Origin of the sequence: Pedobacter alpinus, assembly GCF_042684645.1 — a bacterium.
GTDB lineage: Bacteria > Bacteroidota > Bacteroidia > Sphingobacteriales > Sphingobacteriaceae > Pseudopedobacter > Pseudopedobacter alpinus.
Genome location: NZ_JBHULV010000008.1, coordinates 164,458 through 191,394, shown reverse-complemented (window position 1 = coordinate 191,394; position 26,937 = coordinate 164,458). Strand labels below are relative to the sequence as shown.

General features: G+C 33.7%; 20 protein-coding genes and 1 tRNA gene. 12 read left to right on the top strand and 9 right to left on the bottom strand.

Translation table 11 applies throughout. From position 1 onward, the window contains the following. Positions 1-118 precede the first annotated feature (118 nt). A complete protein-coding gene (locus tag ACFSSE_RS01905; protein WP_379040805.1) occupies positions 119-1,060 on the top strand; it encodes a TolB family protein in 942 nt (313 codons plus the stop codon). Positions 1,061-1,197: 137 nt separating this feature from the next. Next, positions 1,198-3,612 carry a S8 family serine peptidase gene (locus ACFSSE_RS01900; protein ID WP_379040807.1) on the top strand — a complete coding sequence of 805 codons (2,415 nt, stop codon included), beginning with the start codon at positions 1,198-1,200 and terminating at the stop codon, positions 3,610-3,612. Positions 3,613-3,717: 105 nt separating this feature from the next. On the opposite strand, the gene ACFSSE_RS01895 is transcribed toward ACFSSE_RS01900, so the two are convergent. Further along, a complete protein-coding gene (locus ACFSSE_RS01895) occupies positions 3,718-4,845 on the bottom strand; it encodes a Fic family protein (RefSeq protein ID WP_379040808.1) in 1,128 nt (375 codons plus the stop codon). Between the two features lie 279 nt (positions 4,846-5,124). On the opposite strand from ACFSSE_RS01895, the gene ACFSSE_RS01890 reads away from it, so the two are divergent. The 5 genes from ACFSSE_RS01890 to ACFSSE_RS01870 all read left to right on the top strand — a co-directional run bounded on the left by ACFSSE_RS01890 (position 5,125) and on the right by ACFSSE_RS01870 (position 9,319). Then, complete coding sequence (locus ACFSSE_RS01890; RefSeq protein WP_379100675.1) at positions 5,125-5,403, top strand: DUF2752 domain-containing protein; 279 nt, start codon at positions 5,125-5,127, stop codon at positions 5,401-5,403. Then, on the top strand, positions 5,400-5,756 hold the full coding sequence (locus ACFSSE_RS01885) for an NINE protein (protein WP_379040809.1): 357 nt from the start codon (positions 5,400-5,402) through the stop codon (positions 5,754-5,756). Before ACFSSE_RS01890 ends, ACFSSE_RS01885 begins: the two co-directional genes overlap by 4 nt. A 140-nt stretch (positions 5,757-5,896) precedes the next feature. Beyond that, a complete protein-coding gene (locus ACFSSE_RS01880; RefSeq protein WP_379040810.1) occupies positions 5,897-6,994 on the top strand; it encodes a Nif3-like dinuclear metal center hexameric protein in 1,098 nt (365 codons plus the stop codon). After that, positions 6,994-7,743 carry a zinc ribbon domain-containing protein gene (locus ACFSSE_RS01875; RefSeq protein ID WP_379040812.1) on the top strand — a complete coding sequence of 250 codons (750 nt, stop codon included), beginning with the start codon at positions 6,994-6,996 and terminating at the stop codon, positions 7,741-7,743. Before ACFSSE_RS01880 ends, ACFSSE_RS01875 begins: the two co-directional genes overlap by 1 nt. A gap of 94 nt (positions 7,744-7,837) precedes the next feature. Beyond that, positions 7,838-9,319 (top strand): tetratricopeptide repeat protein, encoded by a 1,482-nt coding sequence (locus ACFSSE_RS01870; RefSeq protein ID WP_379040814.1) that lies wholly within the window; start codon positions 7,838-7,840, stop codon positions 9,317-9,319. A gap of 128 nt (positions 9,320-9,447) precedes the next feature. On the opposite strand, the gene ACFSSE_RS01865 is transcribed toward ACFSSE_RS01870, so the two are convergent. Next, on the bottom strand, positions 9,448-10,722 hold the full coding sequence (locus ACFSSE_RS01865; RefSeq protein ID WP_379040815.1) for a replication-associated recombination protein A: 1,275 nt from the start codon (positions 10,720-10,722) through the stop codon (positions 9,448-9,450). A gap of 3 nt (positions 10,723-10,725) precedes the next feature. Next, a complete protein-coding gene (locus ACFSSE_RS01860; protein WP_379040816.1) occupies positions 10,726-11,157 on the bottom strand; it encodes a hypothetical protein in 432 nt (143 codons plus the stop codon). 16 nt (positions 11,158-11,173) lie between these two features. Here ACFSSE_RS01860 and ACFSSE_RS01855 point away from each other — a divergent pair, with 16 nt between their 5' ends. Together ACFSSE_RS01855 and ACFSSE_RS01850 are read left to right on the top strand one after the other, a co-directional pair. Next, the gene (locus ACFSSE_RS01855) at positions 11,174-11,518 is read left to right on the top strand and encodes a phage holin family protein (RefSeq protein WP_379040817.1); all 345 of its coding nucleotides are present in this window, start codon (positions 11,174-11,176) and stop codon (positions 11,516-11,518) included. A 2-nt stretch (positions 11,519-11,520) separates the two neighbouring features. Continuing rightward, positions 11,521-11,889: a DUF1801 domain-containing protein gene (locus ACFSSE_RS01850; protein ID WP_379040818.1), complete on the top strand. Its 369-nt coding sequence runs from the start codon at positions 11,521-11,523 to the stop codon at positions 11,887-11,889. An 11-nt stretch (positions 11,890-11,900) separates the two neighbouring features. Here the strand turns inward: ACFSSE_RS01850 and ACFSSE_RS01845 are convergent, their stop codons facing one another. The 3 genes from ACFSSE_RS01845 to ACFSSE_RS01835 form a co-directional block, all read right to left on the bottom strand. Beyond that, the gene (locus ACFSSE_RS01845; protein WP_379040819.1) at positions 11,901-13,145 is read right to left on the bottom strand and encodes a peroxiredoxin family protein; all 1,245 of its coding nucleotides are present in this window, start codon (positions 13,143-13,145) and stop codon (positions 11,901-11,903) included. A 28-nt stretch (positions 13,146-13,173) separates the two neighbouring features. Next, entirely contained in the window at positions 13,174-14,313 is a 1,140-nt protein-coding gene (locus tag ACFSSE_RS01840; protein ID WP_379040821.1) for an acyl-CoA dehydrogenase, read from the bottom strand. A gap of 146 nt (positions 14,314-14,459) precedes the next feature. Next, positions 14,460-15,512, bottom strand: coding sequence for a zinc-binding metallopeptidase family protein (locus ACFSSE_RS01835; RefSeq protein WP_379040822.1), 1,053 nt, complete (start codon positions 15,510-15,512; stop codon positions 14,460-14,462). Positions 15,513-16,009: 497 nt separating this feature from the next. Between ACFSSE_RS01835 and ACFSSE_RS01830 the strand changes: the two genes are divergently transcribed. Next, positions 16,010-18,754, top strand: a complete 2,745-nt coding sequence (locus ACFSSE_RS01830) for a TonB-dependent receptor (protein WP_379040823.1) — start codon at positions 16,010-16,012, stop codon at positions 18,752-18,754. A gap of 613 nt (positions 18,755-19,367) precedes the next feature. Here ACFSSE_RS01830 and ACFSSE_RS01825 read toward each other — a convergent pair. After that, positions 19,368-23,537, bottom strand: coding sequence for an NACHT domain-containing protein (locus ACFSSE_RS01825; protein ID WP_379040824.1), 4,170 nt, complete (start codon positions 23,535-23,537; stop codon positions 19,368-19,370). A gap of 424 nt (positions 23,538-23,961) precedes the next feature. Here ACFSSE_RS01825 and istA point away from each other — a divergent pair, with 424 nt between their 5' ends. Together istA and istB are read left to right on the top strand one after the other, a co-directional pair. Beyond that, positions 23,962-25,491 carry an IS21 family transposase gene (gene istA / locus ACFSSE_RS01820; protein WP_379040825.1) on the top strand — a complete coding sequence of 510 codons (1,530 nt, stop codon included), beginning with the start codon at positions 23,962-23,964 and terminating at the stop codon, positions 25,489-25,491. 19 nt (positions 25,492-25,510) lie between these two features. Next, positions 25,511-26,272, top strand: a complete 762-nt coding sequence (gene istB / locus ACFSSE_RS01815; protein WP_379040827.1) for an IS21-like element helper ATPase IstB — start codon at positions 25,511-25,513, stop codon at positions 26,270-26,272. A gap of 79 nt (positions 26,273-26,351) precedes the next feature. Here istB and ACFSSE_RS01810 read toward each other — a convergent pair whose 3' ends face one another. Further along, the gene (locus ACFSSE_RS01810) at positions 26,352-26,555 is read right to left on the bottom strand and encodes an Arm DNA-binding domain-containing protein (RefSeq protein WP_379040828.1); all 204 of its coding nucleotides are present in this window, start codon (positions 26,553-26,555) and stop codon (positions 26,352-26,354) included. 251 nt (positions 26,556-26,806) lie between these two features. After that, a tRNA-Glu gene (locus ACFSSE_RS01805) sits at positions 26,807-26,878 on the bottom strand. Between the last annotated feature and the right edge of the window lie 59 nt (positions 26,879-26,937).

Genomic DNA, 26,937 nt, shown 5'->3' with positions numbered 1-26,937 from the left:
TATGAAACAAGCTAACACAAGCACAAATCAGGCTATGGCTCTAACCAGCCCGCTAAGACTTACGCTATTGGAGGAAATACTAATTTACAATAATTTTGAGACAACAAATTAAAAGACGATGAGTAAATTAAGAAATATAAACCTTGAGCTACTTTTCTCCCTATTGATTGTAATAGCAATAGGTTGTAAAAAAAAATCTAAAGATCAATCTCAGGAACCATGTGTTGGCGGTTGTAGCTCAGCAGATTTTAACCTGATAGATTATCAGGCATCTTGGAGCCCTGACGGTAAATATATTGCTTATTTTCATATAGATGAAGCAGCAAATAAGAGTGGTATTTATCTCATTACACCTGATGGCAAAGAAAATAAATTATGGCATACAGGATTAAGTTCAGAAACTCCTAGTTGGTCTCCAGACGGCCAATGGATTACTTTTTCTCAAGGTGCACAAATATGGAAGAAGAAACTTGACGGTGACAGTTTAACCCAAATAACAAATGTTGGGAGAAACTTTTCCCCATCATGGAGCCCGAATGGAAAGTGGATATCAAATCACAGAAGTTACTCTTACCCTGAACCAGAAAGTGTGCAAGGCATTTGGGTTATGAATATCCATGGCGATGATAAAGAACAAATTTTTGCAGGGAATTCAGGTTATCCAACTTGGAATTATTTAAATGACATAATTTTTGTAAGGGGAGTAACCACATCTACAGGGGAAGTTATTGGAGATTCCTTAAAATCCTTCATGTTCATAAATAAGCGTATTATAAATCTTTTTTTTATTGCAGGAGATAACTCCTTTGCTAAATATTCAAAAAATAATAAGATAAGTTTTACTTCCCAACCGGTAAAAGGTTTACCACAAATATGGGTTATGGATGCAGACGGAAAAAACAAGAAACAAGTTACACAAACAGGTGGGTATAGCAGTGACTGGAGCCTAGATGGAAATAAAATTGTATTTACAGATTCAAGAGCAACTAATGGCAGACTGTGGATAATGAACGCTGATGGTAGTAATAAGCAGCAGCTCACTTTTAAAGAGAATTTTTAACCCTTAAATTATACTTCAATGAAAACAAATTAAATTTTACAAAATTTCTCCTGTTAATAGTTCTTTTTGGTGTAGGTGTTTTTAAAGTTGGGCATGCACAACAGAGAAACCTAAATCATGAATTATTAATTTATATCATGCCTGATTCTTTAGAAATACCTGATAATAATAAAGAAGATTTTAATTATACAAAGGCTAAAATTCTCTCTAAATCGCTTGAATCGACTTTATATAAACTTCAACCGGCAGCAATAAGTAAGGCATTTCCTAATTGGAATAAAGCAGATAGTATCAAATCCCGGACAGATGGTGCAAAGATAAGAACCCCGCAATTTGACCGTATATTTAATTTAACATTTAAAACTGAGTCAGAGGCAAATGCAGCTATTGAAATTTTAAAGAAAAATTCAGCAATACTATTTGCTGAAAAAAATTCAAAACCTCAACTTCATTCAGATCCTGAGTTCTTAAATGGTACTCAATGGCACTTGAATAATGATGGAAGAAACGGAGGGGTAGTTGGTGCAGATATAAACGCTATACAAGCTTGGAATATTTTCACGGGCAGTAATGCTGTTACTATTGCGGTTTTCGATACTGGACTTGAGTTGTCTCATGATGAATTAACTGGAAAATCCTCAGGAGACCCAAGCTTGAGCGGTACGAATGCTCAATATCATGGCACTCATGTAGCTGGTATAGCTGCTGCAAATGCTTTTAATGTAATAGGAGGAAGAGGAGTAGACTGGAATGCTAGACTCCTTTCTAAAAGAATTTTTGAGCCTTCTGGATACATTGGCGATGCTAATGTGGCGCAAAAAATAATAGATGCAGTAAATGCCGGCGCACAAATTTCAAATCATAGCTGGGGTGGGTCATCTTACAGTACAACAATAGCTATGGCTTTTGCTTATTCCTATAAAATGAATAGCACATCAATAGTTTCTATGGGTAATAATAATGGAAACACCACGCAATATCCCGCAGGAAATAACAACCTGATAGCTGTAGGTGCAACTCAAAACAATGACCAACACTCACTATTTTCAAACACGGGTAACCACATTGATGTTTGTGCTCCTGGAGGGATTACAAATTCAGGGACTGATCCAAGAGATATTCGATCGTCTGCCTTAAACAACACTTATGAATTTCACGCTGGAACTTCCCAAGCAGCTCCACAAGTTGCTGGCATTGCCTCTTTATTAAAAGGGTTTAGACCTAATCTGTTTAATGATGATATTGAAAACATTATCAAGATAAGTGCTGACGAAGTGGGTAACGACCCCTATACTAACGGCTTTAATAACACAATGGGTCATGGTCGTGTTAATGCAGCACAGGCTTTAACATTATTACAGCAAAATGCAGTCAACCACTACACTGCAACTGGTGGCACAGTTGCAAGTTCAACAGGGAATTATTCTGCTACATTTTATTCAACACTTGGCTTAGCAGCGGGCAATTATGTTGTTAAAAGACATGAAGTAATAAAAGCAGTTACTTTTCCTTATTCCTTTTGCAACGTGTTGGGAGCTTGGGGTAGGGGAGTTGGAACATCTGGACTTAGTGTTGCAAGCCCTAATTATGGTGAAGGATTTTGCGAAATAGTTCCGGGTACTTTAACAAATACAGGTGCAACATTACGAACCTATGTATATGAAGTATATAATATACTAGGTCAACAAATTGGTTTTTACCCTACTACTCCAGCGAATGTGACTTTTGCTTATTCTGTTTTAGGGAATGCTGATAATTATACAATCCAAGGCTCCAACCTAATCTGCAATACATCAGAAACTTACACTATCCAAAATTTACCAGCAGGTGCAACATTTAATTGGACGGCTAATCTACCTAGCGGTATTGTAAGTTCTAGTACTTCAGGCAATTCCATCACCTTAACAAAAGTGGGAAATGGGCAAATTACTTTAACTGCTACAGTTACTACAGCATGTGGTAATATCAATTTAACTCCTAAAATTATCGGTGTTGGTGCACCTATTCTTGGAATGCCAAATTTTACAAATTTGGATAATCAAAATCCATATTGGTGCTCTAATAATACTGGCAATTCTTTTACGATAGAAACTAATGATTTAAGTGCTACTTATGAAGCAAGACTTTTAGCTTATCCTTCTTTAAACTTATATGCAACTAATAACAATGCTTACCCCGGTAATGATGTTTTTGGTTATGTACCAGCAGGCTATTATGTATTTCAAGTAAGGGCAATTAGTGCTTGCGGTACTTCTGATTGGGTGGAAACAGAAGTAGAATCTTTGGATTGTAGTTGGAATTACCGTAGTAGTAATTATAACATTTACCCTAACCCTGCAAACAATGAACTAAACATAGAATTTCAAAATTATAATAACGCAAGAGATATACAGTTATTAAACAACAAAGGAGATATTTTAATTTCATCTCAAATTAAGAAAGGCGATAAAAAATCTGTTCTTAGCACTAAAGAAATACCAAACGGAACTTATTATCTTCACATAAATGAAGGTAAAGAAACCGTAAAAAAGCAAATTATTATAAAGCATTAGTTTTGCGTAAAATAATTTCTAAATCCTGATAATTTTAAAAATTATCAGGATTTTTCATGTAAAGAAAAAGCTATTTAATCTGAAGGAAGTTCAGTTCGAAATTTTTTACCCTTCCAATATTTTAATTAAATCGTCATTTACATAAAACACTTCTTTCCCATCTTTTCTAACGCTTAAAACTTTGTTTGCTACTAATTCATTAAAATATTTGGTGAGTGTAGTTCTTGAAGAGATATTAAGAAAGTCGCCAATTAATTTTGGTTTAATGTAAGGCTGACTGAACAAAAGTTCGTTTACTTCTTTGCTGTACCATTTTATTTTTTGTTTAGCTTGGCTTAAAGTAGACTCCATTTGTGCCAATATACTTTCAATTAGTTGACTGGTTAGTAAGGCTGTTTTTTCTACAGCATCTAAAAGGTATAAAATCCATTCTTTCCAATTGCCTCTTTGGGTAACTAAGCCTAAATTATAGTAATAATCGTCTTTGTTTAAAATAATATATTTTGAAAGATAAAGAGCCGGTTGCGCTATTAAGCCTTTATTTACCAAATAAAGTAAATTTAATATTCTTCCTGTTCTGCCATTTCCATCTACAAAAGGGTGTATGGCTTCAAATTGATAATGGGCTACACACATTTTCAACAATGGGTCTATTGGGTATTTTTCATCATCATTTAAATAATCAATTAAATTATCCATTAAGTTTTGTAAAACGTCTTCCCCGCGTGGTGGTGTATAAATTACTTCTCCGGCCCTAAATTCACTTTGTCCTCTGCGTATTACAGTTAAAGATTGTGCAGGCCTTAATCCTGCTGTTGTGTTTTTAATTTGCTTAAAAATACCTTTAATAATAGCTAAATCAATTTGCTTTTTATCTTTCATTAAAAGGTAGCCTTCCCATAAAGCTTCGCGGTAACGCAAAACCTCTTTTGTGGCAGCATTTGCATTGTCCTCTTTAATATTGTCAGAAATAGCTTTGTATAATTCATCTTCGGTAGTGAAAATATTTTCTATTGCAGTAGAAGCTTTTGCCTCTTGAAGTGCTATTGTATTAATTAGAATAAAAGGATTTGGCAACCTTTGGATACTCATATTTACTGTAGCAAGCGCTCTTGAAGTTGTAACTAAGGCTTTTAAAATAGTAATATCTTCTTCTATTGCTACTGCTGGAGGCAATAATGGTAAATTATTATAAGGTTTATTTCTATCGTAAGCCATAATATATATGTTCACTTTTTGAAGATAAATTGAACATAATTCAAATGTATTGATTAAAATGGACATATTTAGCACACATGTCCATTTTTACATTAAAAATGAACATTTAAGGTTTTTTATAAAAAATATGAACACATTATGACTATATGTTCATATTTTAATAAAAAATGAACATATACTGTATTTCACTCATTTTTTAATCGCAAATTAATTATGGCGAAAAATCCCAAAATAAATTTAAACGCTAAAAACCTTACATTAGAAAATATTTTCTGGAAACAAATATTTGATTGAATGACTATAGCTAGAAAAATCCCTTTAGAGCTACTATGTTTCACCACTGCTTTGGTATTACTCTATTTTATGGATACCAGCAAAGCACATGTTAGCCTTTGTCCGTTGGCATATTTTAATTTTAAATTTTGCCCAGGTTGTGGCTTGGGGCATTCGCTACATTATTTTATGCATTTTGAATGGTTAAAAGCATGGAAAGCTCACCCTATAGGTTTTTTTGCTTTTTTTGTAATAATTCACCGCATTTACACTCTAACAATAAAAACAATGAAAATATGAACAATCAATACTATTATTCTTTACCAAACATTAGCACTACAGAAATTGCTTTTTTACAACAAATTACCCAAAACTTAGATGAGGAAGGGCAAAAAAGATTTATGATGTTTTACAGTGGAAAAAGAAAAGATCCGCAACATTTATTACTTTTTACTTTATTAGGCTTTTTAGGCTTTGCAGGTATTCAACGCTTTGTTACCAACCAAATGGGTATGGGTATTGTGTATTTTTTAACTGCTGGCTTATGCTTTATTGGAACCATTATAGATTTAATAAACTATAAAAGCATGGCCGATGAGTTCAATCATAAAATGGCAATAGAAAGTCGTCAGTTTATGGATATGATGCGTTAAAAAAGCAAAAGGCTGAAAGCTAAAGGCAAAAGGCTAAAAGCAAAAGGCTAAAAGCAAAATAAATCGATACATGATACTGGTTTAGCTGATTGCAATTATTTAGGAGGTTTTAAGCCAATAAATCTTTAATTTTGGAACACATGCAAATAAAAGATTTAACAAACTATTTAGAAAGCCTTGCACCTTTAAATTATCAGGAAAGTTATGATAATGCTGGCTTAATTGTTGGCCATCCAGATAGAGAAATAAAAAAAGCTTTAATTAGTTTAGATTGTACAGAGACCATTGTTGACGAAGCTATTGCTACAGATTGCGATATTATAATTTCTCACCACCCAATAGTTTTTAAAGGCTTAAAAAAGTTTAACGGCAAAAATTATGTTGAACGAGTGGTGATTAAAGCAATTGAAAATAAAATTGCATTATACGCTATCCACACCAATTTAGACAGTATTATTGAAGGTGTAAATGCTAAAATTTGCGAAAAAATTGGTTTAACAAACTGTAAAATTTTAGCTCCTAAAGATGGCTTGTTAAAAAAGTTATCTTTTTTTGTGCCTTTGGCTCAAGCTAATGAAGTAAAAGATGCTATTTTTAATGCGGGTGCGGGTGCTATTGGTAATTATAGCAATTGTAGTTTTAGTGTTATTGGGCAAGGCACTTTTAAAGCAAATGATAAAGCAAAACCTTTTGTTGGAGAAAAACACAAACTACATACCGAAGAGGAAGTAAAAATAGAAGTTATTTTTCCTGTTCAAGCAGAAAATAAAATCATCTCTGCTTTATTAAAAGCGCATCCTTACGAAACAGTTGCTTATGACTTATATGCAATTACTAACAAAAATGAGGAAGTTGGAAGTGGAATGGTTGGTGAACTAGCAGAAGGAATTGATGCTTTAAGCTTTTTAAAAGAGCTAAAAGATAAAATGAATGTTGCTGTAATTAGACACACAGAAATTTTACCTAAAAAAATTAAACGAGTTGCCGTTTGCGGAGGCTCTGGCAGTTTTTTACTAAAAAATGCGATACAAGCTAATGCCGACGTATTTATAACCAGCGATTTTAAATATCATGAGTTTTTTAATGCAGAAGATAAACTGATAATAGCCGACATTGGACATTTTGAAAGTGAGCAATTTACACAAGATTTACTATTGGATGTTATTACGAAAAAATTTCCTAACTTTGCAATCCGAATAACTGAAAATAGTACAAACCCAATAAAATATTTGTCTTAATGGAACAAACCGTAGAACAAAAGCTTGAAGCTTTATACGAGCTACAGACCATCCACACTAAAGTTGATAAAATCCGTCAAACCCGTGGAGAGCTTCCAATGGAAGTAGCTGATTTAGAAGATGACGTTGCCGGATTAGAAACTCGTATCCAAAAGATAAAGTCTGATTTAGATGATTTAGAAGATACGATTGTTAATCGTAAAAACATGATTAAAGAATCTTTAGCTTTAGTTAAAAAATACGAAACTCAGCAAAACAACGTAAAAAACAATCGTGAGTTTGAAGCTATTTCAAAAGAAATTGAAATTCAAGGCTTAGATGTTCAAGTTTCTGAGAAGAAAATTAAAGAATATCAGTTTGAAATTAACAACAAAACTGAGGTTTATGAGAAAGCATTAGTTGCACTTGAAGAAAGAAACAAAGATTTAGAACTTAAAAAAGCTGAGTTAGAAGCTATTACTGGTGAAACTCAAAAAGAAGAAGAAGCTTTATTAAAAGATGCTAGTAAAGCAGCTGAAAAAATTGAAGACCGTTTAATTATTGCTTACAACCGATTAAGAGGTAACTTTAAAAATGGTTTAGCAGTTGTGACTATTGAGCGTGATTCTTGTTCTGGTTGTTTCAATCAAATTCCACCTCAACGCCAGTCTGATATTCGCCAACGTAAAAAAATTATTGTTTGCGAACACTGTGGAAGAATTTTAGTTGATGAAACCATGTCTGAAGAAATAAAAAGCGTAGCAGTATAGTATTTGGTATTCTTATTGCGCAATAAAAAACATCTTGAAAAAATATTTCAAGATGTTTTTTCTTTTTAAAGACATTTAAAAATACTTCTAAATAATGATAAAAAAAACACTCTTTATATTTATTTTAATAACTACAACCGCATTAACAAGCAAGGCAAATTTTGATTTTAACAGTAATTGTATTAGAGCTTACCAAGCAATTTTTGATTTAAAATTAAAAGAAGCAGAAGCAATTATTGCCCGTGAAAAAGCGCAAAATCCTAAAAATGCTATCCCTGTTTTATTAGATAATTATATTGATTTTTTTTCGCTATTAGCTTCAGAAAACAAAGCTGATTATGAACGTTTAAAAGAAAAAAGAAATGCTCGTCTTGCATATCTTGAAAAACAAGATAGAAATTCACCATACTATCTTTTTGCACAAGCCGAAGTTTATTTGCAATGGGGTTTATTAAAAAGCAGATTTCAAGATTTTATGTCTTCTGGTTTTGATGTTAAAAAAGCCGACAATCTATTAAATGAAAATCTGAAAAAATTCCCTTCTTTTTTACCCAATAAAAAAAGCGCTGGTTTAATAGATGTTGTTTTAGGTTCTATCCCATCTAATATGAAAAGCATTGCAAGTAGTTTCGGTTTTAGTGGCAACGCAAATAATGGCATTAAAACGTTGCAATATTTAGCAGATTCTTTGCCTAAAACAAGTTATAGTTTTTACAACGATGAGGTAATTTTCTTTTTATGTTATATAGAAACGGATCTTCTTCATAACAAAGCGAACTATAAAAAAACCATGGCTTACACCAATAGTTTAGGTAATGGTAGTTTATTAAAGACCTATTTACAGGGCTATGTATCCTATAAAAATGCTAAAAACGATACAGCAATTGCTTATTTGCTAAAGCGTCCTCAAAGTTCAAGTTTTATAAATTTCCCAAAATTTAATTACTTGTTGGGCAATGCAAAACTTAACCGTATGGATTCTGATGCTAATTTGTATTTGATAAATTATTTAAAAGAATATAAAGGAATTAATTATGTTAAGGATGCCTATTTAAAATTAGCTTATTATTATTTTTTACGTGGTGATAATAACCGTTATCATGCTTTTATAAAAATGGTTAAAAGCCAAGGAAACACCATTGATGAAAAAGACAAACAAGCCTTAAAAGAAGCTAACGATACGGCACCAGACATCAATTTATTAAAAGCCAGATTACAGTTTGATGGTGGTTACTTTTCTAAAGCTTTGCAAACATTAGCAGGAAAAGATGCTGGTGATTTTAAATTGAAAAGAGACCAAATAGAGGTTTATTACAGGTTAGGGAGAATTTATGATGAATTATCAAAAGATAGCGATGCTATAAATAATTATCAAAAAGCCATAAATAGCGGTAAACTTACAAGTTATTATTATGCAGCAAACGCAGCACTAAGTATTGGTAATATTTACGAAAAGAGAAATGAAAAAGCGAATGCGGCCAACTTCTATAGACAAGCTATTGCAATGAAAAACCACGAATACGAAAACAGCATTGAATCTAAAGCTAAAGAAGGATTGAAAAGAATGGGATACTAAGAAAGGTTTGAGGTTTACGGTTTAAAATTTCTAAAAAAAATTCGGCACTAAAAGAAATCTTAATTATTGACTCATGATTCTTGGCTCTTGATACTTGACACTTGATACTAAGATCTTGATACTCTTTACTAATACCCATATTTCTTCCACAAATTCTTTAAATATTCTCTAATTTTTAATTCAGCAGGGTTTTGCTGAGGGTCATATAGTTTAGTGCCACTTAATTCTTCAGGGAAAAACTCTTGGTCGGCAAAGTTGTTTTCAAAAGCATGGGCGTATTTGTAATTTTTACCATAATCCATGTTTTTCATGAGTTTGGTTGGTGCATTACGCAAATGTAAAGGCACAGCTAAATCTCCAGTTTGTTTAACCAAAGCTTGTGCTTTTCCAATTGCCTCGTAAGCTGCATTGCTTTTTGCAGATGAAGCCATGTAGGTAACCGCTTGCGAAAGTATAATTCTCGACTCGGGCCAACCAATTACATTTACTGCTTGAAAGCAATTATTAGCCAATAAAAGTGCATTAGGATTGGCATTTCCAATATCCTCGGATGCTAAAATTAACAACCTGCGGGCAATAAACTTTGGGTCTTCGCCACCTTCAATCATCCTAGCTAACCAATAAACAGCAGCATTAGGATCGCTACCTCTAATAGATTTAATAAATGCGGAGATGATGTCATAATGTTGTTCTCCAGTTTTATCATACAAAGCCATATTTTGTTGTACATGACTCAAAACATAATCATTAGTGATGGTTACTTTTTTATTGTTTGCTGCATTTACCAACAATTCGAAAATATTTAAAAGCTTACGTCCATCTCCACCAGAAAGCCTAATTAAAGCTTCAGTTTCTTTTAATTCTATGTTTTTTTGCTTAATCAGCTCATCGTTTTTTATTGCATTGTTTAACAAATTGATCAGCTCGTTTTCACTTAAATTTTTTAATACATATACTTGGCAACGAGATAATAATGCCGAAATGACTTCAAAAGATGGGTTTTCTGTTGTTGCACCAATTAAAGTAACCAAACCTCGTTCAACAGCACCTAGTAAAGAATCTTGTTGCGATTTAGAAAAACGGTGAATCTCATCAATAAACAAAACGGGCACAATACCACCTTTTTTATATTGAGCCGCTTTTTCTATCATATCCCTTACATCTTTAACTCCCGAATTAATGGCACTTAAAGAGAAAAAAGGACGGTCTAAATTTTGAGAGATAATAAAAGCTAAGGTAGTTTTACCAACTCCCGGAGGACCCCAAAAAATCATTGATGGGATATGCCCATTCTCAATAGCCTTGCGCAAAACTGCCCCCTCGCCTACCAAATGCTGCTGCCCAGTATATTGAGCTAAAGAATTTGGACGCATACGTTCTGCTAGTGGATCTGATAATGCCATTGCTTAAAATTTTATAGTTTTTTGTATGGGTTGATTGTTAAAAAGAGATTTTGTTCCTTTCAAATGATTCAATAAATTATCATCTGGTTTTTGCATATAAATAGCTACCAAATAGTATTCCGCTTTTTTGAAAGGTTGACTTGGTCTAAAAACAATGTTATTTTTTACAATAGCGTACTTACCTGCCAAAGGGTTTTCCAAATCTTGTAAATCTTCCTCTACCTTTTTATAAACTGCTATGTTGCTTTGCCATTGTGCGGTGCTTAAAGTGTCAGCAGCTAATTCTTTAATAATATATTCATCAATATTTTTTAATATTAATGCCGAAGAATCTTTAGAAACAATAATTTCAATTTTATTGGCTAATAAATTGCTAGAATTATTTTGGCAAGCAACTGCTAAGAATAAAATAATTACTAAATTGTATTTCCACATTTTATAAAATTAAAAAATGAAACTGATTATAGAAATTTTGATGATGGGATTAGCTGTTTTATTGGCAGCATATTTAATTCCGGGTGTAAGCGTAGATGGGTTTGGTAGCGCAATTATTGCTGGTATATTAATTGCCTTGGCAAATGCCACAATTGGCTTTATTTTACGACTGTTAACTTTCCCAATTAATTTTTTAACCTTAGGATTAATGTCGTTTATTATTACGGTATTAATGGTTTTATTGGTTGATAATGTGATGGATAGCTTTCATACTGCAGGTTTTTTCTCTGCAATGATATTTGCGATTGTTTTAGCAATTATTAAAATGATTTTTGGTGCCTTTAATACCGAAAAAAATTAGCATTGAAACCAATAGACGCTTTTTATCTTAAACAAGAAGAACCCATACAAAGTTGTATGATGGCATTAAGAGCTATTATTCTAAAACAAGACCAAAACATCACCACACAACTAAAGTATGGCTTACCATTTTTCTGTTATAAAGATAAAATGTTTTGTTATTTGTGGTATCATAATAAATACAGAAAACCATATATTGGTTTTGTAGAAGGACATAGGTTTGAAGAAACGTATCTGCTACAAGAAAAACGTAAAAGAATGAAAATAATGCTGATTAATTCTGATGAAGATTTACCTATCCAAAACCTTAATCACATTTTAAAACAAGCTTTAGATTTATACAGGAATGGAATTATAAGAGTTAAAGAGTAATATAACAGTACTTACTCTTTTATCATATCATCTATCAGTTTTTCAAATTCCTGAGTAAATTCAAGGTAATGTTTACCTGTACCGGGTCCGCTAAAACCAGTATGAATTTTACGGACATCTCCTTTTTTATCTAAAATAATCATAGTTGGAAAAGCAATAACTTTATTTAGCATGGGTAAACTTTTGGCAGCATCTTCCTTATCATTGGTGAAACCGGTTATCAGTAAATCATAATCCATATCAAACCTATTTTTCATACGTTCAACATTCTTTTTCGATTTCTCAAAGTCTCTTGTTCTTTCATAAGCCAAGCCTAAAATTTCTACACCTCTATTTTTATATTTACTGTAAAACTTTGCCAAATACGCAGATTCATCCATACAGTTAGGACACCATGAACCGAACATTTGTAGAATGACTACTTTATTTTTGAATTTCTCATCAGATAAGGATACTTGTTCTTTATTTAAATTAGGAAAACTAAAATGCAGTTTTTCATCATTATTTTTTAAGAATGTGAGTCCGTAAGCATCTGGTAATTTAGCTGTTGAATCTTTTTTAGCAGTAAAATTTTCAATGTATGACAATCCTGAATAGAATTTGCCATCACTTAAAGTGCTATCTGGGTTAATGGTTGCGGTAAATAAAAACGCATGTGAGCCATCAAAAGTGGATAGCGAAAGTTTATTACCGCTTACAGCGCCATCTAAATACCTATAATCACCGGTACTTGTTAAAAAAGTACCGGTTACTTTAGCTTGTTTTTGGTGAAACTCACCAACAGCATAAGTGGTGTCTTTGCCATCATCAGTAATAAAAGTGGTTGCCCATTTACCGTTAACATTAAATTTTGAAGAAGAGAGTTTTTCGCTTATGCGCCAATTGGTGTTGGTTTTGGCATAAAAAGGCATTTCAACATTGGTATCGGCTAGGAATTTTGTCCAAACACCTTCAATTTTATTGTCTTTTAGAATGCCTTTAATTTCAGAATCAAAAAGTGGCATTTTAATATGAATAGAATCTCCATCTGTAGAAATTTCTTTAACCTCAAATCTTTCCTCGCCATTAATAATATAAATAGTATAAGCATTTAAACTATCAATAACTTCAAAATTAAAAGGTATTTCTGCGCCAGAAGCAGTAATCAATGCACCACGCCAAACACCGGTACTTAATTGATGTGAAGGTTTATCGCAAGCGCTTAAGAATATAAACGTTAAAAGAAATAAACTTAGGGCATGTGTTTTTAATTTCATACCCTAAAGATTAAAAAATATTTTGTTATTATTTTAAAATGCTTCTAGAAATGACAACTTTCTGTATTTCTGAAGTACCTTCATATATCTGCGTAATTTTGGCGTCACGCATTAATCGCTCTACATGGTATTCTTTAACAAAACCATAACCACCATGTATTTGCACCGCTTCAACAGTAGTTTTCATAGCTACTTCAGATGCAAATAATTTTGCCATTGAGCTTGCTTTGGCATAAGGTAAACCTTTATCTTTTAACCAAGCAGCGTTAAAAACCATCAATCTTGCGGCCTCAATTTCTGTAGCCATATCTGCTAATTTAAAAGCTATAGCTTGATGTTCTGCAATTGGTTTTCCAAAAGTTTTACGCTCTTTAGCATATTGGGTAGCCAGTTCAAAAGCACCCGATGCAATTCCTAATGCTTGTGCGGCAATTCCTATTCGACCGCCTTCTAAAGTTTTCATCGCAAACTTAAATCCAAAACCATCCTCTCCAATACGGTTTTCTTTTGGTACTTTAACATCGCTAAACATTAAAGAATGGGTATCTGAACCTCTTATACCTAATTTATTTTCTTTTGGACCAATGGTAAAGCCTTCCATTCCTTTTTCAAGGATTAGGGCATTAATTCCATGGCTTCCTTCATTGGCATCTGTTTGTGCAATTACTATATAAGTTGATGCGCTACTCCCATTGGTAATCCAGTTTTTTGTACCATTCACCAAATAATAATCCCCCATATCAATGGCAGTTGTATGTTGCGATGTAGCATCGGATCCTGCTTCTGGTTCTGATAAACAAAAAGCTCCTATCTTTTCTCCTAAGGCCAAAGGTTTTAAATATTTTTCCTTTTGAGCCTCATTTCCATATTTTTCTAAACCAAAACAAACCAAAGAATTATTAACAGAAACTATAACAGATGCAGATGCATCAATTTTAGACAGTTCTTCCATCACCAACACATAAGAAATTGCATCCATCCCTGCACCTCCGTATTTTGGGTCAACCATCATTCCTAAAAAACCTAGTTCACCTAACTTTTTAACTTGTTCTGCAGGAAATTTCTGATGTTCATCTCTATCAATTACGCCTGGTTTTAATTCTGTTTGCGCAAAATCTCTGGCAGCTTGTTGTATAAGTAGGTGTTCTTCTGATAATTGAAAATCCATAATTTATATTTTTGGTTCTAGAGGTTTAAAGCCTAATAAAATAAGCACTATGTAAGCCTAAAAACAAATATAATGATTTTTAAATATATTATGCAAGCATAGTATATTTACGTTTTACATTATTATAATTAGAGGACTATTAAAATTTATATTAACACGCGAAAAGGAAGTAATAATTTATGGATAAATCGCATTTTTTCTACAACTAAGGGAGATATAACAAAAGGATAAACATCTGGAATACCCATTGCTCTATTGATACTATTCATTGCAAAAGAAAGTGGGACACAGGTGTTAATTACAGCATCAAAGTCATTTTTTGTGTAGGGATCAAATGTGGCTGTAGTATTCATTTTTTGCTGCATATCATTTGGCGCAACTTGTAAATTAAAGAAGTAAGCTGTTTCTACCATATCCATTATATGTAAGTAGTGTGCCCAAGTTTCTGCCCAATCTTCCCAAGGGTGTGATGCTGCATACTTACTGATAAAAGAAAGTTGCCAATTAGCAGGCGCTCCGTTTGCGTAATAATTTTGTAAGGCAAAAGAGTAATTTTCTCGTTCATCTCCAAAAACTTGTCTGAATTGATTTAGCTCATCTTGTTTGGTGAAAATCAATTGATCCCAAAAATAATGGCCCACTTCATGCCTTAAATGGCCTATTAAAGTGCGGTAAGGTTCTCTCAATTGCCTTCTAGTTTGTTCACGCAATACAGAATCTGCCTCACTTAAAAGTATGGTAATTACACCATCGGCATGCCCTGTCATTAAGTTTGGGTTGTTTTGTTTTGCCACAAAATCAAAACATAAGCCTCTTTTCTCTGCTAATTTGCTGGGTAATTCCAATCCTATTTTATGTAATTGATAAACCAAGCGATGCTTTGCAATTTCTAAATTTCTCCATTTATCAAAATTTTCTGCTTCCGCTAAATTCGGAATTGTTCTGTTGAGTTGACAGGCAGAACAAAACTCAGCTTCATCATTTTCATCTAATACCCAGTTACAAATTTCATAAGTTTTGTTTTTACAATATTTATAACCCTTATTTTCTCCATCTGCAACAAATTTACTGTTAGCCGGATTAAATGTGAGCATTTTAAGATCAGCGTCTCTGTAGCCAGATAAATGACCACAGCTTTCACATTGCACATTTTCAAAATATAAAGGGTGGTTGCAAAAACCACATTGAAATATTTTCATAAATTTTATTCTGAAGTTCACCTACATAAAACAAAGTTTAACAATTAACAACCCTGCTTTTAAAGATAAATAACACTTATGATAAATATTATACCAGAAAAGGAAATAGTGCAACAAATATAAAATACAAGTGGAAAAGGGGGTAGTTTGAGCATTGTTGCAAATACAGCTTTATATTAAAACCCAAAAGTAATATGCGCAAAGCTTAAAGCTAAAAAACTATTCTACTACATATTAACTTGATTATTATTTAATTTAATTAATAGGTTATGCATAACGCTTTAAATGAGTTTGAAAGCGATTACTCCCTAATTATGATTTTAGTTATTCTAATAAGCGAATCGTTTTTTTAAGCTGTTAGCGTGAGTTTAAGGTTAGTCTATAAATTTATTTTGATTAAAAGTGATCATCTATTTTGTTATTTAGATTTATTTACTTTAAGTTTATAGAATGCTATGCTAACATAGCAAACCAATTATAAACTAATACAATTTTATATGGAAAAATTAATACGATTTGGCGTACTCATGCTATGCCTTGTTTCGTTAGCTTTTACTTCGCTTGCGCAAAACGTAAAAGGTAAAGTAACTTCGAGTGACAACCAACCAATTATTGGCGCTAGTGTTGTATTACAAGGGAAATTTATTGGTACAACTACAAACGTGAACGGAGAGTTTGCTTTAAACTTGGATTTTCAAAACAGTCCATTAGTTGTAGTTATATCCTATTTAGGTTTCGAAACACAAAAAATTACTTTAAATGCGCCATCAACAACTATCAATGTAAAATTAATAGAAAGCACAATTTCTTTTAATGAAGTTGTAGTATCTGCTTCTAGAGTAGAAGAACGCATTTTAGAAGCACCAGTTACAGTAACTAAGGTCTCAAGTAAGCAAATTTTAAACAGTAGCGGAGCCGATATTTACGCAACACTAAGTAAATTTCAAGGTATTGATATTAATAGTTCTTCTATGTTATTAACCTCGGTTTCTACCAGAGGTTTTAACAGTCCAAAATCTGAAAGGATTATCCAATTAGCAGATTATGTAGATATACAAGTACCAAGTTTAAATTTAAACGCAGGTAATATGTTGGGCGTTGCCGAACTTGACATTAGCAATGTTGAGATTATACATGGCCCTGCATCTGCACTATATGGCGCCAATGCTTTTAACGGAGTTATCTTAACAAATTCTAAAGATCCTTTTTACACAGAAGGTTTGTCTTTAAAATTAAAAGGTGGCAACAGAAGTTTATTTGACGGACAAGTTAGGTATGCAAAAAAATTGAACGATAAATTAGCCTTTAAAATTAATGCTTCTTACTTTACAGCTGATGACTGGTTGGCAAATGATTTTTCTGCAAAAAGAATAACATCTGCAAAAAATTATCAACCGGGTTCTGGTTTTGGCTATGATGCTTTAAACAAATACGGTGAAATAAGCACAGCACAAGCCGGCACAAGTATAGTACCTAATGAGCAAGTTTACACACCGGGTTGGAGCGAAGCTGGTTTAATTGGCGATGACAATAAAACAAATTCTTACCGTATTAATCCAAGTATATCTTACTTAATTACCGATAAATTAAAAGCCACCATAGATTATAAAAGAGCTGGAGGAACTACCACTTACCAATCTACAAGTAGATATCGTTTAAAGAATTTATATGTAGATCAGTTTAAAGCCGAATTGAAAAGTGATAATTGGTTTATCCGTGGGTTTAGAACAGAAGATAACGGTGCAGATTCTTACGATTTAAGCTTTTTAGGAGCAAGAATGGCTACCATTAACCCAACTGCGGCAGGATTGCCAGCTTTACCTAATAACCCAACAACAGGACAGCCATACACCAGTTATACTCAACAATTTTTCACTACTTATGGAGGTGCTTTACAACAAGGTGCTACACCAGTACAAGCTTATGCAGCAGCAGAAGCAACTTGGCCAAAAGAAGGTACCGCAAGTTTTAACGCATTAAAAAAATACAATGCAGAACTAAACCAACCAGCAGGTTCTAGGTTACCTGTAAACTCTATCATGTCTGATATTAGTGGGCAGTATAACTTTAAATTTAAGCCAGTTGATGTTATTGTTGGTGCTGCTTACCGTTCTTTTGGTTTAGCATCTGAAGGTGCGGTATTTGAAGACACTCCGGGTGGCGATAGAATACAAAATTACGAGTATGGCTTTTACGGACAGGCTGCAAAAACTTTATTTAACGAAGCTTTAAAAATTCAAGTTGCAGGTAGATTAGATAATTTTAAAAATTTCGACTCTAAGTTTTCACCAAGAGCTTCTGCTGTTTACACATTTGGAGAGCAAAGACAAAATAACTTTAGAGCGAGTTACGGAACTGCTTTTAGAAGTCCAACACAAATAGACCAGTTTATTAGATTAGACATTGGTAGTGCATTGCTTTTAGGTAACGTAAGAAATGGTTTCCAAGGTTATAACACCACTCTTTTAACAGCTTCACCAGGTGCTGCTGCAAATATTGGCGCTGTGGCAGGTGGTTCAACAGCATTCAATTATGAGGCTAAAAAGTTAGATTTAGAACAGGTTAATACTTTTGAGATTGGTTACAAAACCATTTTATTGGACAAGCTGTTTTTTGATATAGCTTATTTCAACAGTAGATATACAAATTTTATAGGTGCCCAACCCTTTGTAGGTAATACAGATGGAACACGACCAACGGTTGGTCAGTTAGCGGTAGCAGTAGGTGCTGCACCTGGACCTGTGTCTGATCCGCAGCCAAGAAATCGCCTTAGCGACCCAACAAGCCCAACCAGAATAATACAAGTTTGGTTTAACAGCGAACAAGAAGTAACCACACAAGGTGTTAGTTTTGGTTTAAACTATAACTTTAAACGCGAACTTAACTTTAGTGGTAACTACAGCTACAATAAAATTGGCGATTTACCAGCTGGTTTCTTGGCTTTCTTTAATACCCCAGAAAACAAATTTAACTTAGGTATTGATGGTGAGTTGAAAAAGAAAATCAGTTATAACGTAAATTACAGATGGCAACAAGGCTTCATTTATGAGTTTCCATTTGATATTGGCCCTATTGACAACATAGGAACTTTAGATGCATCTTTAAGTTATAAGTTTGAAAAACAAAAATCAACCATACAAATTGGTGGCACCAACTTAACCAATTCTTACAACACGCAAATTTGGGGCGGTCCACAATTAGGCCGTATGATTTTTACAGGTATTTTGGTTGATATTAAATAATATACAAAAAAATTTAAATATTAAAAGCTGTTTCAGAAATGAAGCAGCTTTTTTTGTGGAAAATGATTTAGAAACAAAAAACCTGCAAACTTATGATTTGCAGGTTTTTATGATTAATCGTGTAGCCCGTAGGGGAATCGAACCTATGCTTTTAAACTCTGTAAATCAGTTTTTTGTGACTTTTTGAATCAAGTACTCACCAAGTACTCACTTTAATCTTGATATATTTTAATTGAAAATGTTATTAAAGCTAGCAAAATTAAGACATTAATAAAAATATTTTTGTCTGTATTTATTAATTTAGATTCAATAACTTAATGGTTTTTTCGCGAAATATGATAATAAAATAATATATAAATCCTCATTTATTTAGCTGATTATATTAGATGATACTGCACATATTTTCTCTGTAATTGTTAATTTGCTAAAAATCAAAAATAGGTTTTCTGGTTTTTAAATCTTTAAGATCCAAATCTCATTTCTAATCGAGTTATGTATGAAGAATTTAAGGAATTATCGCTAGAAAAGACATTATTTAATTCGGAAAATCAGATTACATTACCCAAATCACAATGACTTTAATCAAGAGTTAAGATTAAATATCATCTCTGATTCAAAGAGCGAACTTTTTATAGGAAATAATAGCTTCTGAAAGACTAAGTGGAACAGAAAGATTAACTAGGTGCTGTTGTTCAATTCCTTCCCAGTAAAATTCTAAATCAGAGAAAAATAGTTGAGGAAATTTATTATTTGAAAAACAATTTTCAATTCTTTTTAAGAGTAAAAACAATTTTATAGAACGGTGTGCTTTAGGAAAATTTCCCTCTGCTAAAGCAATATTCCTCAGTGCGTTAATACAAATACTAGTTAAATTATTAAAATAATCGAATTTAATTTCAGGGTCATATGAAAGAATTAGGAGTTCCAATATAGAATGTACCATTGAAATCTTTTTTAATTGATACAGAGGATTGGTTTGAGAAGAATCGTCTGGAACCTGCTTGCTTTTTTGAATATATTCGATGTAATATTTTATTCCCTTTTTATCTTGCAATTTTATAAGAGATTTTGCTAAACATAACTTTTCCTTAATATCAAGTTCGGTTTTAAAACGATTATTTAAATAGTTAAGAATGATGGAACTTTGGTGAGTAATAAATTGTTCAATGAGATAATCCCGAAAATAACCTGTAGATGAAAGTAAAACTACTTCCAGATCATCTATTTTACCACTTAGAGACAAATAACTTTTAAGGAGATCATAATTATCCTTAAAAACCTCAAAATATTTTTTAAGATAAGGCAGAGACTGAACAATTTTATGTGCAGTTACATAATTTAAGTGATTGCTGAAGCATGAGAAATTGTCTATGCCATTATGTAAATTTTGAAGAACCTGATAAGTGATTTCTGCTTTTGAACATACTGTTTCCACAAACTCAAATATCTTAATGATGGACTCTCCATATTCAGTAAATGAAAGCATATCTAGATAAAGAATTTTAGAATATGTTTGTAAATTGAATCGTCTAATAAAAAATGATAATAATAAAGCATCAGTGTTATAAGACCATTCTAATTCTGATTCCTTTATAATCGCCTTTTTAAAATCAACGATTTTTACTTTATCATCACACCAACCTACAATTTCCTCTAATTGTACATCATTTAAAACAGCCTCATTATATTGTTTAACGTATTCGTAAATTTGGAAATAATCTTTGTCAGAACTATTTATTAAACTTTGAATCACTTCTTCTAAAATAACCTCATTAGAATCTGATCGAATGTCCAAAAAATCACGAGCTACATTACAAAAGTCACTACTCCAATAATCAGGATCTGTGTCACTATAAATAGCATTTTTGTTTAATTTGTCAGTGTTAAATGCCTTAAAAATCAATTTCACTTCCTCTATAAAAATATTTTTATTAAAAAGTGCATTCAGATCTCTTTTCCTAGCCTTTTCTTCTTGTTTTTTATAGTCTGTATAATTTTTGACTGGAGTAACTTTAATATTGAATTGACTTCTTAAATAACTGATATTTTCATTTTTCGCATTGCGCATAAAATGTTCCAAACGAGTGATTGAATTTTGATCTATTAGTCCATTATAAAAATCATTCTTTAATAAATCTATAAACTTAGGGGTTGCTAACGCTCCTAATCGACTTATCATTTCTGCACTTTTAATATTTGTTGGATCATAAATCAATTTACATAGCTGATCAACACATTGAGCCTGTTTAAAAAAATCAATAAAAACTATTCTAAACTTCTCCTGATTGATTATGTAGGTTTGGTTTAGTAAGAATACCTCTTGAAGCGATCGAATCATTTCCTGACTACTGACAAATAAACTAGCACGCTCTATTGACTTGATTAAAGCGGCATTAAAAAAATTAGAACTCGCTAAAGAAACAAGCTTTGTTTTCAACGTTTCAAACAACTTTAGTAATCCTTTTTCAGAATCTATATGTTCAATACAATGCTTTATTTCTGTATTTTCATTGGAGAGTCTCAGATTTGAGGAATTGCTTTTATTGAAATTCTTCTTTTCTTCATTAATTAGGAAATTTGCCTGCGACAAAATATAATCAATATACTCATTTGCATGACCTTTATTCCAAATTGCATAGAATAAACTATACCTAATCCAGGTATCATCATGATATTTAAATTTTTGAAAAATAACCTCGAACTCTGTTGGTGTTAACTTGAAAACGCTGGTATATCCTCTTAGTGCGAGGTATTGCAAATCAACATCATCTTTGAATATAATACGTCCATAAAACTCTTTAAATCTTTGCTCATATATTGGATAAAGTTGAATCTGAAAAGAATTGATAATATCTAGAATATTGGCAATAATCTCCTTTTTACTAATGGACTTTGTTTCCCGCCATAAAAATTCTAAGGTGGATTCGCTCTCTCCAAATCTTGCTAGTTGCTCTGGTTTATAAATGGTTCTGTTGATTCTCCTTTTTTTCTTTTTGAAAAAATTGAAAATATTCTTGAATGTTTGATCCCTTAACTCATTTGTTAATAATTCAGGCTCTAGTTTAATCACCTGATCTTGATTATGTTTTGTTAGCCAAATTGTGATATTAGTTTTAAGGGTGCTATCTGTATCTAAAATGCCACTTAAAAAAGAAATGGTATTCAACCATACAGGTGATATTTTAAGTAATTTGGGCTGAATCCCAACATGTTTTTTTAAAGAGATATAATTATGGTGAGATAAAACTTCGGCTGCCAGATATTCATGAATACTTTGTTGATTGAATTTCCAGCTTTTCTCAGTTTTATCTGTAGCTTGTAGAAGACTTCCAGCTTCTCTTAATAATTTAAAATCATCTCTTGAAATAATTTCCAATAAATCCTGATTCGCTATGACGGTTTGTCCAGATGCTTTCATGGTAAAAGCAACTTTACAAAGCAAGGTTCTTAACTCCGATTCCTTTTGCTCCTGATCAGTTCTATAAACCCGATGAATGTCCTTTTTTATTAATCTACCAACTTCCCTTTTAAAAAATGCCGCTTTACTATTGGTGACTTTTCCTGTTTCTTGAAATTCTTTAGCAAATCCAATCAGATAATATGGTGTTTTGAGCGTATCAGAAAGTCCTTTTTTAACTATTTCATTCAAAAAAATTTCTTTGTTCTCATTAAGGTGTTGGTTCAAGAAGTTTTGAATGGAATCGTATTTTAGTTCATCCAGACGAAAGGAACTAAATCCTGTGACCGTATTTAGTGATTTATCCTCTTCAAAAGAAGTGTAAAAATTTGTTCTACACGAAACCACTATACTACAGTTCGGAAAATCCCCAGCAAACTTTCCGATTTTCTTTGACGTTACTTCAAAATGTAGAGATGACACTTCGTCTAAACCATCAATTAAAATCACCAGTTTATCTTGAGGAATCTTATTAATATCAGGTATATAAGAAATAATATCCTCATCTGTATAGTCCCCTAATCTAATCAGATACGGAAACATATCATCTTCTTTTGATAGTGATGCTGCAAAAAATTGTAACTCTGTCGATTTCCCATGTTGTCCCCAAGCTAATAATGCTATTCTTTTATTTTCTAAAAGTGCTTCTTTTAGTGAAGAACCTGCGTTAAATGAAGAGAGGACTGAACCTTCCTCTGTGCTAGAGACCTCTCTTGGAATGTAATCTTCGGGAAAGTCATAATGATTTCTTTTGGGATATGTTACATTAGAAAGCGAATCAGCTATACCTTTTCCACAAAAAACTCTAACCCAGTCTCTTCCAAAAAACTCATCAACGAGCTGCGGCTTTTCCCTAAGCTTATCATTCAATCTCAATGAATCCCAAATTTCAAACGTAAGATTCCGATCTTTAAAAATTTGACGCTGTCTTATTATTTCGTCTTCACGATTTCGTTTGTTAAGTGCCTCTCGAGTGCAAAGCACAAATTTTTGTGCATTATTTGCCCATTTTCCCGCAAAAAACTCCTCTCCAGCCTTTTTAATTTTTGCAGGAATAAAACCCTTTTCGTTTTTACATTGATATACAATATATTTTCCATTCCCGTCGTAAGCATAAATATCTATTCCTTCCTGTTTATCTCCTTTTGTACCATAAGACCTCACATCCTTTACGTTTCCTTCACTATTTGCAAGTCGAAAACATAATTTTTCAAAATATTCCCATGAAATTTCAGAAAATGGCAGCTCTTGTTGCCTTGTTTCGACAGGTGGTGAAAAATATTCAGGTGAAAAAGAAGCTGATAAAGAATGAATTAAGTTGTTCACAAATTTGATTTGAATAAGGAGCTAAAGATTTTATAAAGTTAATGAATAGCCTTTGAAATTATAATTGTAGTAGGCCCATCAATTTAGTGATCTTTTCATAGCCATAAGAACTCCAATTATATGATGAAAACAGATGTCTTCAATATTTATGTAGTCACTTGAACAATGTATCTTTGGGAGAAAGTCAAAATTGCAGTAACATGGTCACCTTTGAAAATCCTTTATTTAAAAAAGAATCACTTAGTGGAGATTTCGCTGAAACTGACCACCACATTTCGGTTTAAACTGACCACCTATTCCGCTGGAAATTGACCATCCGATTTCGGAGGAAATTGACCAGTTCGAACGATAGTCAAATGCAATAGCGGTAAGCCTATTTTTGATGGATATATAACCCATCGAAATGGCAAATTCCACTATAAGCATGAGCAAGATAAGACAGATACTCAGAATGTACACCCAGGGCCGTAGCAAGCTTTCCATTGCTACCCATACTGGCGTTTCCCGTAATACGGTTAAAGTTTACTTAAAGGCATTCATTTCCAGTGGTTGCAGTTTTCAGCAGATCGATGCTCTTAACGACAAGCAGCTGGAGGATTTCTTCGGCAAGAGTCGTGAGCATGTACCCAATAGCCGTTTGTTATCTCTTCAGCGCTGTTTTCCCAGTATAGACCGGGAGTTGAAACGTACCGGAGTTACCCGAATGCTGCTGTGGGAATCCTATATAAAAGAGTTTCCGGACGGCTTCCAATATACCCAGTTCTGCTTTTACTACAACCAATGGAAAAACAGAGTTAACCCCGTTATGCACCTAGACCATAAGGCTGGTGATAAGCTATTTATCGATTTTGCAGGCCAAAAGCTTACCGTCGTAGATAAAGATACCGGCGAGGTGTCCGAGGTGGAGGTTTTCGTTGCTATCCTAGCCGCTAGTCAGCTTACCTATGTAGAAGCGGTGATGAGTCAGCAGAAAGAGGACTTTATCTCGGCCTGTGAGAATACACTCCACTATCTTGGCGGTGTACCTGCAGCCATCGTACCCGATAACCTTAAAGCGGCCGTTACCAAGAGCAACCGTTACGAACCTACTCTTAACGATACCTTTGCCGATTTTGCGGATCATTACGGAACGACCATACTTCCAGCCAGAGCCTACCGCCCAAGAGACAAGGCTTTGGTGGAGGGAGCAGTAAAGATAGCCTACAGCCGTATCTACGCTCCATTGAATAAACAGGTATTTCATTCGCTATCCGAACTCAATTCAGCCATATTAGTGGCACTGGAATCTCATAACACAAAGCTACTGAAAGGGAGGAACTATAGCAGGAGGCTACAGTTCGAAGAAATTGAGCGTGAGGCACTCAATCCTCTTCCTGTACTTCGCTATGCTTTCAAAAAGCAACATTATGCTACCGTTATGAAGAACGGGCATGTGAACCTTGGGGTTGACAAACACTATTACAGCGTACCATTCCGATTCATCGGCAAAAAGGTCAAGATCCTGTACAGTAGTTCAAATGTTGAAGTATTCTACCATTATGAGCGCATTGCGATGCATAAGCGGATGAAGAGCCCATACAACTATACTACCGACCGGGAGCATATGGCTACCACTCACAGGTTCGTGACCGATTGGACTCCAGAGCGCTTTCTGGAATGGGCAACTAGCATCCATGACGATGTGAGACTCTATATAGTGAAAGTACTGGAACGCAAACAACATCCCGAACAGGCCTACAAATCGTGTGTTGGTATCCTTGGTTTTGCCAAAAAAGCTGGCAACGAGCGTTTGATCAATGCATGTAGAAGAGCACTGGGCTTTGGTATTTACTCCTACAAAACCATACAGATGATATTAGAGAAGAATATGGACCAGCATCCCGAAAGCCTTTTTGCGGATGAATTGACAATGCCCACCCATGATAATATCCGTGGCGAAGACTATTATCAATAACCCTTAAAATAGATAAAAAATGAACACGAACACACTCGACAAATTGAGAAAACTAAAGTTCTATGGCATGTTCCATGCCTTTAAGAGCAGTATAGAAACCGGGCAGACCGACCAATATACCTCAGACGAACTATTGGCGCACCTTATCGATTCCGAATGGGACTACCGCCAGAACAGACGCATCGAACGACAGATTCTGTACGCCAGATTCCGTTATAAAGCTTCGATAGAGGAACTCCATTACCATGTAGAACGAAGTATTGACAGAAATCAGGTCATGAGGCTGGCCGACTGCACTTTTATTGACCGATTTGAGAATCTGCTCATTACCGGAAGTACGGGGATTGGAAAAAGTTACCTTGCTTCGGCAATCGGGTATCAGGCATGCATGTTGGGCTACAGGGTACTGTATGCCAGTACACCAAAGCTTTTTGCCAGATTGAAAATGGCAAAGGCTGATGGTTCTTACATCAAAGAGATTGCAAAGATTGAAAAACAGCAATTACTGATACTTGATGACTTTGGCATACAACCTTTCGATGCACAAAGTAGGGCGGCATTGATGGAGATTATAGAGGACAGACATGCCAAGACTTCATTGATCATTACCTCTCAGCTACCGTTAAGTAAATGGCATGAGGTAATTCGCGAAAAAACTATTGCAGACGCTATATTGGACAGGATTGTTCATGACGCACACCGTATGGAACTCCAGGGAGAATCGATGCGAAAGAAAAGGGCTTCAGCAATAGAAAATAGCTCAAATAAAAAATACTTTTAAATCACTACTTTTATTAACGCAGCTATAGCATTTGAATCGTTCGTTCGCCAGCAAATTAGGTGGTCAGTTTGCCACGGAATCACATGGTCAGTTTCTCCGAAATATACATATTACCCTTCGATCTTCCAGCATGAGGATTCCAGCTTGAAGGTAGACAAGAGCGCCCAATAGAGATTTCTGAGCGCTTACCGTCCACGCTGATTCGTAAATAAATAGGCATTGGACCAGATAAATAATGCTTAGGCTTTTTAAGGTAAAAAAGCACTTGAAAATTAGTTAGCATAATAACATGATTTAAAGGTTAACAAATCTACATTTGCAACTATTTTTAATCAAGATGTTTAGTGATTAAACTAATTATAAATCAATTAGTTACGCTACTTCTGGTGAGTACCTTTTAAGTAATCCTAAGTACTCACCAATTACTCACTAGAATAGTGTGAAAATATGAATAATTTAGGCATTTAAGTAAAACAAAAAAGCCTGCAATCATTTGATTTGCAGGCTTTTAAGCTTTTTTGTTATTGTTATAAGTAGCCCGTAGGGGAATCGAACCCCTGTTTCTAGAATGAAAATCTAACGTCCTAACCCCTAGACGAACGGGCCATAAAAAAGAGTTGTCTTTCAAACTCCTTTTGGTAGCGGGGACAGGACTCGAACCTATG